Origin of the sequence: Streptomyces sp. NPDC048514 (assembly GCF_043199955.1) — a bacterium.
In the GTDB taxonomy this organism is placed as follows: domain Bacteria; phylum Actinomycetota; class Actinomycetes; order Streptomycetales; family Streptomycetaceae; genus Streptomyces.
In genome coordinates, this window is record NZ_JBICWT010000003.1 from 185,952 (window position 1) to 197,221 (window position 11,270).

Consider the following 11,270-nt stretch of genomic DNA (forward strand, 5'->3'; position numbering starts at 1 on the left):
GGGCCAAGCGCCGACCGTGCGAGACAGCGGGGCGCTTCGAACAGTCGTGGCTGTGGTGGCGGAGGTCGTCGAGGGCCGTGGGCCGCGCGCTCGAGTCCTCGGCATGCCCTAGCGCTGCGGGACGTCCTTGACGAACACGATGCCGTCGCCGGCCGCCAAGTGGGCCAGGGCGAGTGGGGAGTAGCCGAACCAGGGGCTCACGCGGGCCGGGGGCCGCGTGTCGCCGAGGGCGGCGGCCAGTCGTGGGGCGTCGATGACGTAACGGTCCTCCGGCAGCGCGTACAGGAGTCCTTCGACCGTGTCCGGCGGCGGGGTGTCCACCCCCTCGTGCCGGATCGTGCCCAGGGCCGTGGCCACGAAGGCGTACTCGTCGCCGAGTCGGGCGTTCACCAGCGCACCGGCGCTCCACCACTCCAGCAGTTCCCCACCCATCCGCATCGTGCTCTTCTCGCGCTGGAGATGGGCGTTGTGGGCATGGACCAGAGCCGGCGCCCTGGCGGCGACGGCGAGGAGGTTGCGGGCCATCATCCGGTCCCGCACGCCCACCAGCCGGGTCATGCGGGCCGGCGAGGTGTCGGCCATCCAGTGGTGGTAGTGCAGGAGGCCGGTCGCGGTACGCGCGTACAGGAGCGCACGGTCCCAGGCGTCCCGCGATGTAGCCGTGATCAGGTGCGGCATGTGTTCGTGGAGCAGGGCCGTCAGATCGTCGGCGAGCAAGCGCAGCTCCCTGGCCTCGGCGGACCGCCCCACGGACTGGGCCGGGTCCCACATCGCGGCGGGATCGGTCCACCGGTCGTCGGCGCCGAGCAGGCGGTCGAGCGCTTCCGCGGTGCACGGAAGCAGCTCCGCCCGCACCCGGGGCGCGAGATGGTCGTGCAGTGCGGTGAGGGCCTGGCGGGGACTCGCCGCACCGGTGATCTCCAGCGGGCCGTCGAAGCCGGCGAAGCGGAGCCGATCGGCTGCGGGCCGGTCGTCGTTGTAGGCACGCATCCAGCGCACGAGTTCGCGATTGGCCGCGGCCCCGCCCCACCCGTGGCTGATTCCGCGCTCCATGACCTCGTCGAGGCTCCCCGTCCCCGAGGTGACGTAGTCGTCCACGAGCAGGCCCGCCAGGCAGTCGCTCTCGATCGCGATCGTCCGGTAGCCCTCCTCGTCGACGAGCTGCCGGAAGAGTTCGTTCCGCAGATCGAGAAGAGCGTCCTGACCGTGGGTGGGCTCGCCCAGGGCGAGCAGCCGTGGCCGGCCCGGGAGGAGCCTCATGAGGGCAGCCGCCTCGACGGCATGGGCGGTGTCCTTGATGTCGGTAGCCATGGCTTCAACGGTATCGTTGAACCTTCGATTGAGACTTCCGGGCGGTATCGGCAGGGTGATGGAACGAAACCTTCAAAGCGGTGAGCGGCTCAGGCCGGTCGACCTGGCACGCGGGCACGGATTGTCGACGCAGGCGGTCAGGAACTACGAGGAGGCCGGGATCCTTCCGGCCGCCGGCCGCACACCCCACGGCTACCGCACCTACACGCCGCTGCACGCGGTGGCCCTCGGGGCTTTTCTCGCCCTGGTGCCCGGCCATGGGCACCGGACGGCGACGTCGATCATGCGGGCCGTGAACGAGGGCACCGTCGATGAGGCCCTCCGCCTCATCGACGCCGGCCACGCCCAGCTCCTCGACGACCGCCGGACCCTGCAGGCCGTGGAGAACGCTCTCCGCGACCTGGAGCCCGTCACGACGTCCGAGCCCGCCACAGATTCCGGTTTCGGCCCGGACTCCAACTCCGGCACCCGCACCGGCACTCGCTCCTTCTCCGGGAGCACGTTCATCGGGCCGCTGGCGGAGAGACTGGGGATCCGGCCCGCGACGCTGCGCAAATGGGAGCGCGCCGGGCTGGTGACCCCCCGCCGCGACCCGCAGACCGGGTACCGCGTCTACGACGAGGCCGACGTACGGGACGCCCGGCTGGCCCACCAGCTCAGACGGGGCGGCTACCTGCTGGAGCAGATCGCTCCGCTGGTCGCCCAGGTGCGGGCGGCCGGCGGCCTGGAGCCCCTGGAGGCGGCGCTGTCCGACTGGCGTGGCCGGCTGTCCGCCCGCGGGCGGGCGATGCTGACCGGGGCCGCCGAGCTGGAGGCGTACCTCCGCTTGCGGGCGGTGGCGGCGTAGCCCCCGCTCGAATGGCCGGCTACCACAGTGGGATCCGCCCGGCGCCGGATCGCCGGCCGGGACTGGTTCTCGTCCGCGTCGACGAGAGCAAGCCGGCGAAGGGCCGAAGTCCCGCGCTCCGGAGTCGACTCGGAGTCCGCACTCTCTGCCGGCAGCCTCCGGGCCCTCAGTCGGGCAGATCGCCGTCGCCGCCCAGGTTCGCGACCATGCGCCGCAGGACGTTGATCGTGGTGACGAAGTCGGCAGGGTCGACGCCCTCGTGCATCTGCTCGTGCACGGACAGGTTGCGCTCCCTGGCCCGCAGGCGGCCCGCCTCTCCTGCCTCCGTCGAGGTCATGACCCCCGACTCCTCCACGATCCAGCCGCGAGCGAGCAGGTCATCGAAGACGCCGTCGAAGTCGATCCCCAGGTCGTCATACGTCGACAGCCGCTCGGTCAGCGTGGCACGGCTCCACCTGCCCGGCTCCCCGGCGACATGGTTGAGCGTCCACCAGTGCGGCTGTGTGAGATCCTCCACCGCCAGCTGAGCGCGCAGAGCTCCGACCACTTGCCGATAGGCCGCTCCACTCCACGCCCCGATGGGCTGAGCGGCCAGTTCCTCGTGCGAGTACTCCCTGATCGTCATGCTGATGCGCCCCCTTCAATCGATCACTGGAACGCGATCACCGTAGAACCTCGGGTTTGCTTGAGGTCAAGGGAGGTTCTGAGAGGTCATGAGGTTCTCGGCGTGCTCCGAGTTCGAGCCCCGCATCCGATCCCGGCCACGCAAGCCGAAGCCTCGAGAGCCGCCACCACCGCGTCCCCAGTCGGACGGTTCGTGTGCACCGCTGGCGCCTCCTCATGTCCTCGACCGTGATGTGTGTGCCATGAGGACCAGGAGGAGGCCGCAGGCGATGACCAGGATCCAGCCCGGGCGGGATGCGTGGGCCAGACCTGCCGGGGTGGAGTTCGCAGCCAGGCCGCCGGCGATGGCGATGCCGATCGCGGCGCCGACCTGCCGTGCGGTGGACGTGATCGCTCCAGCCACGCCGGCCCGGTCCGCGGGCAGTCCGCCCACCGCGGTGTTCGTGATCGGCGCGTTGGCGAAGCCGAAGCCGATGCCGGTCAGCAGGTAAGCGAGCAGGAGCAGGGGCATTCCCGTGCGACCGTCGAGTCCGACCTGGCAGAGTCCGCCGGCCATGGTGAAGCCGCCGGCCAGCGTCAGCGGCAACCGGGGTCCCACGCGACCGACGAGACGGCCGGACCAGGGGGCGCAGACGATGGCGCCGACAGCCATGGGCAGGGTCGCCACCCCGGCGGCCAGAGGCGTCAATCCTCGGGTGTGCTGCAGGTAGAGGGTGTTGAGCAGCAGCGTCACGTTGAGGGCGACGAAGACCGCCACGGCACCCAGGACCGCGCCGCTGAACACCGGCCGGCGAAAGAGCCGCGGGTCCATCAGGGGTTCGGGTCGGCGGGCCTCGACCCATACGAATGCGACGGTCGCCATGGTGGCGATGCCGTAGGCGGCCAGGGCCGCCGGCGACGCCCATCCGACGTGCGGCCCTTCGACGAGGGCACCGACCCACACCCCGATGACCACGGTCAGCAGGACCTGTCCCGGCAGGTCGAGCCGGCGCGGCCGCGGTGCCCTGGACTCGGGCACGAACAGGGCGCTGAGCACCAGGGCGGCCACGATGACCGGAGCGTTGATCCAGAAGAGCGCGCGCCAGCCGAACCCCGCGAGCAGAGCGCCGCCGGTGACCGGCCCGACGGCCATGCTGAGCCCGAAGACGGCCGCCCAGACACCGATCGCCTGTGCTCGCTCCTTCGGGTCGGGCATCGCGTTCACCACGATGGCGAGGGCGACGGGACTGAGCATCGAGGCACCTATGCCCTGAACGGCGCGGATCACGACGAGCGCACCGGCCGACGGGGCGATTGCGCAGAGCAGCGAGGCCGCCCCGAACACCACCAGTCCGGACTGGAACATCCGTCGGCGCCCGAACCGGTCCGCCAGCGCGCCCGAGGAGATCAGCAGACCGGCCAAGGCGATGGTGTACGCGTCCACGGTCCACTCGAGGCTGCGGGTTCCGACCCGCAGGTCGCGCCCGATGGCGGGCAGGCCCACGTTCACGATGGTGGTGTCCAGGCCCACGAGGAACATGCTCAGGCAGCAGACGGCCAGCACCGTCCACCGTCTTCGCGCGCTCGAAGCGGGTGGGGCGGGGGGCGTCGTCATCATGGTCACGGTCACGGGGCTGCCTCTCGGACACGGAAGTACCTGTCCCGCAAGGCTCGTTCAGGCTCCTACGCGACGACCAGCACTTTTGCCGGGACCGCAAAGAACCGTGCGCTGCCCACTCCCCCGCCCCGGGGGGCCGGCCGGCGTCCCGGCATCGGTCTGCCTCCACGGCTGTGGATCCGCTGGATCCGCCACGCGGCGTTGAGGCCCATCGGACACGCGAGCCGGTCCGCGCGGCCGTCGAGGGTCGGTCCCGACGGCCGTCACGACCCTCCGAGGTGTGCTGCCGGTCCTGCCGTCGGAACGCAGCAGTGCAGTGAACACCACTCGTACGGCCCCGTATCCGAATCGCCCTGAGGGGCACTCGGTGTGCCGTGCCCTGGTGAGGCGCCCTGGTGGCGGTGCCGTGGTCCCCGAGAAAGGCCGCGGCACCGCCAGGTCACCAGAGTTTCGCGGAGGCCCACGGTATGGCGCGGGCCGGGCCGGGATGCTGCGCCGATCGCAACCGGCAACGCCGACGGGCCCTTTCAACCGGCGATCGACAGCCGACAGTCGGCAGTCGGCGGTCGGCAGTCGGCAGTCGGCAGTCGGCAGTCGGCAGTCGGCAGTCGGCAGTCGGCAGTCGGCAGTCGGCGCGAGAGTCCGCCGGTCAGCGACAGTTGGCGACAGTCGGCGACGGCAGGGGCGGATCGGACTCCGATCGACCGCGGAGAGCCACCGCGACACATGCGAGCCGCTCCTACGGATTACGTTGTTCTACACCCATCACGCAATGAAATTCGAAGGTATCTGTTCAATCTCCTGCGATATCACTATCTTCAGAGCCATGGATACGACCCCTCTCCCACCCCGGCTCCCCGTTACCGACCGCACCCGGCATCGCCGCCTTCGCGAGCAGGGCAGTCTGGAACGGACCGATCTCGCGGCGATCCTCGACGCCGGCTTCGTCTGTCATCTGGGAGTGGTGATCGAGGGTCGGCCACTCGTGCTGCCGACGGTGTACGGGCGGGACGAGCAGTGGTTGTATCTGCACGGGTCCGTGGCCAGTCGGAGTCTGGCCGGTGATCTCCCCGTCTGTGTCACCGTCACTCACGTCGACGGACTGGTGCTCGCGCGTTCCGTCTTCGAGCACGGGGTGAATTACCGCAGCGCCGTGATCCACGGTGACGCGCGCAGGGTCACCGACCCCGAGGAGAAGCTGGAAGGACTGCGCCGGCTCACGGAGCACTCCGCGCCGGGCCAGTGGGACTACGCCCGCCGCCCGAACCGCAAGGAACTCGCCGCGACCACCCTGCTCGCCCTCTCCCTGCAGGAAGCCTCCGTCAAGATCCGTAGCGGTGCACCTGAGGACGGTGACGGGCCCGACGCCGAACTGGGGCTGTGGGCCGGAGTACTGCCGCTGACCGCGGTCTGGGGCGAGCCCGTGCCCGATCCTGCACTGCCTGCGGGCACTCCCCCACCGGAGCACATCGCGCGCCGCACGACCGTAAACCTGTGCGGTAGTGGGCGTACCGCCGCCGACTGAGCCGTGAACTGCAACCACCGTGGGATTCGCCCGCACAGCCGCTCTCGTAGCGTCGTCCCCGCAAACCGGCACGAAAACGGGGGACGCCGCCCGGCCGCAGGGGGCAGCGACGACAGCTGCCTCCCGGACCGGGCCGGGCGGCCGCCTCGGTCTGCGACCACTACGGAGGAATCATGTTCGAACCGCACCTCGGCATCCGCGCCGCGGTCCTGGTGGCGACGACGGCTCTGCTCACGGGGTTCGGTGGCGCCGTCGCCGCGACGAGCGCCGCTGCCGCCGGCACGAGTGCCGCGGGGACCTGTACGTTCGCCAACCCCAAGACGGTGAGGACGGCCAAGGTCGACTCGATCAACATCGAACTCCGGTACAGCACGTCCACCCGCTGCGCATGGGGCCGCATTTACAACGCGGACCCCGGTGACCAGGTCTGGGTGGACCGCTCCTCGAACAACGGCCGGAGCTGGGAGGGGCCGCTGAGCCTGACCACCGTGAACAGCGGCTCGGACACGCACACCGCTTCGCGCTACGACGGCGGCTACGTGATGCGCGCCTGCGCGTGGAACGACTCCACTCACCACATCAAGTGCACCGGCTGGTACTGAGCCGGCAGGCCGCCGCACGCGGCCACGGAAGACCGACGGCACCGCCGAGTACCGTCGATGACTGCTGAGCACCGCTCGGCGCCCGGAGGCCGCCCGGAACACCCGGGCGGCCTTCGCACGGTGATGCCTGCCGACAGACCGACGCCGCGTTACGCACGCCGCTGCGCGCCCCCCCCTCATCCGCCGCGGGCTCCGGGATGTGCTGGGCGACACAGGTGAGGGGCCGCCTGTACGGGCAGGTCGCTGCCGGTGCCGGAGTGACCGCCCGGATGCACGTACGCGGGGCGGCCCGCCAGCAGCCCGAAGACCGCCTCGGGTACGAGCAGGACGAGCAGGAGCAGGAGCGGCGTTCGCCATCCGCCGGTGACGGCGTGCAGGAGGCCGATCATCAGAGGGCCGGCTCCGGCGATCAGGTAGCCGCCGGTCTGGGCCATGCCGGACAGCCGGGCGGCTATCTGCGGGGTGGGTGAGCGCAGGCTGAGCAGGGTGAAGGCGAGCGGGAAGGCGCTTCCGGTGGCGACCCCGAGAACGCAGATCCACACCCAGCCGGCTTCGGGTGCGAGGAGGAGTCCGGCCAGGGCGGCGGCCTTGGTCGCGGCGACGGCGGTGACCAGCGGGCGCTGGGTGGCCATGCGGGTGGCCACGACGGGGACGGCGAAGCCGAGCGGGATGCTGATGATCTGCATGACCGAGACCATCAATCCGGCTTCGGCCGGCTCGTATCCGTCGGCGTGCATGATCTCGGGCAGCCAGGCCATGAGGGCGTAGAACATCAGGGAGACGAGTCCGAGGAAGGCGGCGACCGCCCAGGCGAGGGGGGAACGCAGCAGGGACGCCGTGGGGTCGGGGCGGGTGTCGGGCAGAGGCACGCGCCGCCGATGGCCACGTACGGCGAGGGGCCCCCAGGTGAGCGCGGCCAGCAGGGCGGGAAGTGCCCATACGGCGAGGGCGATGCGCCATCCGGCGGTGTCGGCGAGGGGGATGGCGAGGGCGGCGGCGACGGCTCCGCCGGCGGCCATGAGCATCATCGCGAGGCCGGTGAGGGAGCCGATGCGGGTGGCGAAGTGGCGTTTGATGACGGCGGGCAGCAGGACGTTCCCGAGAGCGATTCCCGCACCGGCCAGGACCGTGCCGGCGAACAGGGCCCACGGGGAGGGGAACGCGCGCAGGAGGATGCCCGCGGTGAGGATGACGAGGGCTGCGGTGACGGTGGTCTCCGTGCCGATGCGGCGGGCGATCGGCGGGGCGAGGGAGGCGAAGACGCCGAGGCACAGCACGGGAAGGGTGGTCAGGACGCTGACCTGGGTGCCGGTGAGGTGGAAGGTGTCCTGAAGCCGGCCGAGGATCGGTGAGATGCCGGAGATGGCGGCTCTCAGGTTCAGTGCGAGGAGCATCAGGCCGGCGAGTGCCCAGAGTCTGGCCAGGCGGTGAATGACATGTGAGGTTTTCACTTTTTCCCTTGGAAATGCCCGAAGGCTTCCCCCTCGGGAGACGGTGTCTCCGCGCCGGGGGGAAGCCTTCGGTGGTGATGCTGCGGACCGGTGGGTGGTCAGGCGAGGGCCGGGGTGCCGGCCGACCGGTTGTGGAACGGGCATATGAGCTGGTTGGCCTGCCCCTTGGTGAGGGCCGAGGCCGCGTTGGCGCCGGCTCCGGCGCCGGCTCCGCTCTCACCGAGGAGCTTCAGGATCTCGGTGGACAGCAGGTCCTGCTTGCCCTTGAGGGCGTCGGCGGTGGTCTGGTCGGTGGAGAAGACCATCTCGGCGGCGATGTTGTCCATGACGATGCGGGCGAGGTTGTCCAGGGAGACGGCCACCGGGTCGGCGGCGGACTGTGCCGTCATCAGGTCGATCAGGTGGGAGCCGACCTTGTCCTGGTTCATGAAGTTCCTGATGATGATGCTGTTCTGGTTCAGCTCGTAGGTGGTCCACAGGGACAGCACCACCACGTAGAGGCCGGACCAGGCGTCGTCCCCGACCTGCTTGCGCCAGCGGGTCATCAGGTCCGAGACGCCCTGGATCTGCACCTTCGAGGACCAGTACATGTTGGTCCGGATGCTCGGGTAGACGGCGCCCGAGAAGTCCTCGAAGGACTTCATGTCGAACTCGCGCCGTGTGATGGTGTCGGCGATGTAGGTGTGCGCGCGGTCGAGGATGAACGCGCAGGAGTCGCGGAGCTCGGCCGGGAGCTTGGCGTCCGCGAGGGTCTTGCGGGCGGTGTCCAGGGTGCTGGAGAAGGCCTGGAGGGGCGTGATCCAACTGGTGTCCTTGGGGCCCGTGAAGGCGACCATGGCCAGGTCGTGCGGATCGGTGTACGCGGCCTGCGCCGGCGGGATGTAGGTGGGGTCCAGGTAGGGCGCGCAGATGGAGTAGATGCCGAGCGGGGTGTGGGCGATGGACTTGGCCAGCTCGAACACCTCGTCGACGGGCTTGACCGTCTCCAGCACCTTGCCGTCGTTCACCAGGTAGTACGTGCCGCCGACCATGTCGTTGTTGACGACGATGACGGGCCCCAGATGCCTGCTCAGGTTGCCGCGCATGATGTCGTAGTTGTTGCGCATGCCGGTGTCGACCGCGCGGATGTTGTCGCGGGCGGCCTTCTTCCGGGCGGCCTCTACGGTGCTGGTGTCGGGAGTGCCGCCGTCGGCGTGCGCGGTGCCGGTCGCGGCGAGGTCGGAGAGAGCGGCGGCCGCCGCGGTGGCGGCGGTGGCGGCGAGAACGGTTCTGCGGGTGGGCGTGGGCACTTTCTGTCATCCCCCTCGAATAGTGGTGCGCGCGAATCCCCGTTCACGCGCCTGGCGTTGTGGTGCTCGTCCCCCGGCAACCGCGCATTTTCAGCCAATGTTGTGCGGGCCCGGATGTCACGGTCGACGTGATCACACGGCACGGCCCGCTCGGTACGGGACGGCCGTGCCGCTGCGGAGAACGGATCACACGGGGGACGGGCACCCGTTCTCCGCAGCGGAGTTCTCGACGGTGTGACGTCAGCCCAGCGAAGCGGCGGACGGCACGACCACGCCGTACAGGTCGGCGATCGTCGCAAGGGCACCGTGGTGAAGCTGCTCGGCGGACACCTCGGCGACGTCCGTCGCCAGCGACCGGGTGGCGGTGGCGTCGGCCACGACGGTGGGCCGGTTCCCGCGCAGGAACGCGCCCTGGGCGGTGAACGCGATGCACATGTGCGTCATGAAACCGGCCAGTATCACGTCACCGTTTCCGGCAGCGTCCACCAGGCCGCCGAGGTCGGTGCCGTGGAAGGCGTTCGGGGCCTGCTTCGTGACGACCCGCTCGCCCTCGATCGGCGCGACCTTCTTGTGGATCTGCCCGATCTCGGCGTTCAGGTCGTACGGGCTGCCCTCACCGCCGTCGTGTTGGACGTGGATCACCGTTGCACCCGCGGCGCGGGCCTTCTCCAGCAGCTCCGCCGCGCGGCCGAGGGCGGTCTCCCAGCCCTCCAGTTCCATGACCCCCTCGGTGTAGGTGTTCTGGAGGTCGATCAGGATCAGCGTCGACTGCCCGAGTGCGGCGGGGGTCTGGTCGAGGTCGCTGAGGTCACGCAGGGTCTTGGAAGGCACAACTGCCCCTCTGGTGAAGATGCTGGGAAGATTTTCGGCCATCCGTGGAGGCCGAGTAGACGCTACGATCCGGCCAGGTCGGCGGCAATGTCGAAAAACTTGCAGAAAATGACATGCCGCCCGAACTCCCGGGGGGGACCGAATGGACCAGATCCGAAGACTTGTCGTCATCGTCCTGTTCGAAGACGTCGACCTGCTCGACGTCACCGGACCGCCGGAGGTGTTCGCACTCCTGCGCCGCGAGATGGACGGTGACCCCGGCTACCAGGTCGCCCTCGCCGCCGAGACCCTGGACCCCGTCACCACGTCGGCCGGGGTGCGGGTGCTCCCCGACCTGACCTTCGAGGACGCCGCCCGGCACCGCATCGACACCCTGCTCGTCCCGGGCTCGGTGGAGGTCGACCACCGCCGCCAGGTGCACGCCCTGGTCGACCCGCGGGTGGTCGCCCGGATCAAGCAGCTCGCCGGCCAGTCGCGCCGTATCGCCTCCGTCTGCGTCGGAGCGCATCTGCTCGCCGCGGCCGGGCTGCTGGACGGGAAACGGGCCACCACCCACTGGTCGACGGCACAGCAGCTCGCCGCCGACCACCCGGCCGTCGAGGTCGACCCGGACCCCATCTTCATCCGGCAGGGCGACGTCTGGACCGGCGCCGGGCTCACCGCCTGCCTCGACCTCTCCCTCGCCCTGGTCTCCGAGGACTTCGGCGAGGCCGCGGCTCTGGCGGTCGCGCGTCAGCTCGTCATGTACCTCAAACGCCCGAGCGGGCAGAGCCAGTTCAGCGTGCCCCTGGAGACCGGCTCCACGTCCCGCCGGATGGACGCCCTGCGCCTCCACATCAGCCAGAACCTCACCCGGCCGCTGTCGGTCGCCGAACTCGCCACCCACTCCAGCATCGGCGAGCGCCACCTCAACAGGCTCTTCCGCGACGAACTCGGCACCACACCCGGCGCCTACGTGGAGTCCGTACGCCTGGAAGCCGCCCGCAGCCGGCTGGAGACCACGGACGACACCCTCGACCGCGTGGCCGGCCTCTGCGGGTTCAAGACCACCGACACCCTGATCCGGGTCTTCCGCCGGCGCCTGAACACCACCCCGACCGAGTACCGCAACCGGTTCCGGCGCACGGTCTCGCTGTGACCGGAGGGCGTGACGTGACCGGTGCCTGGTGACCGGTGCCGGGTGCCGGGTGCCG

At 70.4% G+C, this 11,270-nt stretch carries 10 protein-coding genes; 4 read left to right on the plus strand and 6 right to left on the minus strand.

Annotated features, from left to right (window positions below; genetic code table 11):
- Positions 1-108: 108 nt before the first annotated feature.
- Complete coding sequence (locus ACGFT2_RS06865; RefSeq protein WP_393274266.1) at positions 109-1,311, minus strand: erythromycin esterase family protein; 1,203 nt, start codon at positions 1,309-1,311, stop codon at positions 109-111.
- 58 nt (positions 1,312-1,369) lie between these two features.
- On the opposite strand from ACGFT2_RS06865, the gene ACGFT2_RS06870 reads away from it, so the two are divergent.
- Positions 1,370-2,158, plus strand: coding sequence for a TioE family transcriptional regulator (locus tag ACGFT2_RS06870; protein ID WP_393274268.1), 789 nt, complete (start codon positions 1,370-1,372; stop codon positions 2,156-2,158).
- A gap of 166 nt (positions 2,159-2,324) precedes the next feature.
- On the opposite strand, the gene ACGFT2_RS06875 is transcribed toward ACGFT2_RS06870, so the two are convergent.
- A complete protein-coding gene (locus tag ACGFT2_RS06875; RefSeq protein ID WP_393274270.1) occupies positions 2,325-2,783 on the minus strand; it encodes a MarR family transcriptional regulator in 459 nt (152 codons plus the stop codon).
- Positions 2,784-2,996: 213 nt separating this feature from the next.
- The gene (locus ACGFT2_RS06880) at positions 2,997-4,325 is read right to left on the minus strand and encodes an MFS transporter (protein ID WP_393274272.1); all 1,329 of its coding nucleotides are present in this window, start codon (positions 4,323-4,325) and stop codon (positions 2,997-2,999) included.
- 880 nt (positions 4,326-5,205) lie between these two features.
- Between ACGFT2_RS06880 and ACGFT2_RS06885 the strand changes: the two genes are divergently transcribed.
- Positions 5,206-5,904 carry a pyridoxamine 5'-phosphate oxidase family protein gene (locus ACGFT2_RS06885; RefSeq protein WP_393274274.1) on the plus strand — a complete coding sequence of 233 codons (699 nt, stop codon included), beginning with the start codon at positions 5,206-5,208 and terminating at the stop codon, positions 5,902-5,904.
- A 173-nt stretch (positions 5,905-6,077) separates the two neighbouring features.
- Complete coding sequence (locus ACGFT2_RS06890; RefSeq protein ID WP_393274276.1) at positions 6,078-6,506, plus strand: DUF2690 domain-containing protein; 429 nt, start codon at positions 6,078-6,080, stop codon at positions 6,504-6,506.
- 176 nt (positions 6,507-6,682) lie between these two features.
- Here ACGFT2_RS06890 and ACGFT2_RS06895 read toward each other — a convergent pair whose 3' ends face one another.
- From ACGFT2_RS06895 to ACGFT2_RS06905, 3 genes are all read right to left on the minus strand, one after another.
- A complete protein-coding gene (locus tag ACGFT2_RS06895) occupies positions 6,683-7,957 on the minus strand; it encodes a CynX/NimT family MFS transporter (protein ID WP_393274277.1) in 1,275 nt (424 codons plus the stop codon).
- Positions 7,958-8,055: 98 nt separating this feature from the next.
- Positions 8,056-9,246 (minus strand): hypothetical protein, encoded by a 1,191-nt coding sequence (locus ACGFT2_RS06900; protein WP_393274279.1) that lies wholly within the window; start codon positions 9,244-9,246, stop codon positions 8,056-8,058.
- A gap of 240 nt (positions 9,247-9,486) precedes the next feature.
- Positions 9,487-10,077: a cysteine hydrolase family protein gene (locus tag ACGFT2_RS06905; protein ID WP_393274281.1), complete on the minus strand. Its 591-nt coding sequence runs from the start codon at positions 10,075-10,077 to the stop codon at positions 9,487-9,489.
- A gap of 142 nt (positions 10,078-10,219) precedes the next feature.
- On the opposite strand from ACGFT2_RS06905, the gene ACGFT2_RS06910 reads away from it, so the two are divergent.
- Positions 10,220-11,215, plus strand: coding sequence for a GlxA family transcriptional regulator (locus tag ACGFT2_RS06910; RefSeq protein ID WP_393274283.1), 996 nt, complete (start codon positions 10,220-10,222; stop codon positions 11,213-11,215).
- The last annotated feature ends 55 nt before the right edge of the window (positions 11,216-11,270 follow it).

What these genes read in the sequence shown, in the direction of transcription:
- ACGFT2_RS06890 (WP_393274276.1), top strand. Translation starts at nt 6,078, where the DNA reads ATGTTCGAACCGCACCTCGGCATCCGCGCCGCGGTCCTGGTGGCGACG.
- ACGFT2_RS06885 (WP_393274274.1), top strand. Translation starts at nt 5,206, where the DNA reads ATGGATACGACCCCTCTCCCACCCCGGCTCCCCGTTACCGACCGCACC.
- ACGFT2_RS06875 (WP_393274270.1), bottom strand. Translation starts at nt 2,783, where the DNA reads ATGACGATCAGGGAGTACTCGCACGAGGAACTGGCCGCTCAGCCCATC.
- ACGFT2_RS06910 (WP_393274283.1), top strand. Translation starts at nt 10,220, where the DNA reads ATGGACCAGATCCGAAGACTTGTCGTCATCGTCCTGTTCGAAGACGTC.
- ACGFT2_RS06865 (WP_393274266.1), bottom strand. Translation starts at nt 1,311, where the DNA reads ATGGCTACCGACATCAAGGACACCGCCCATGCCGTCGAGGCGGCTGCC.
- ACGFT2_RS06870 (WP_393274268.1), top strand. Translation starts at nt 1,370, where the DNA reads ATGGAACGAAACCTTCAAAGCGGTGAGCGGCTCAGGCCGGTCGACCTG.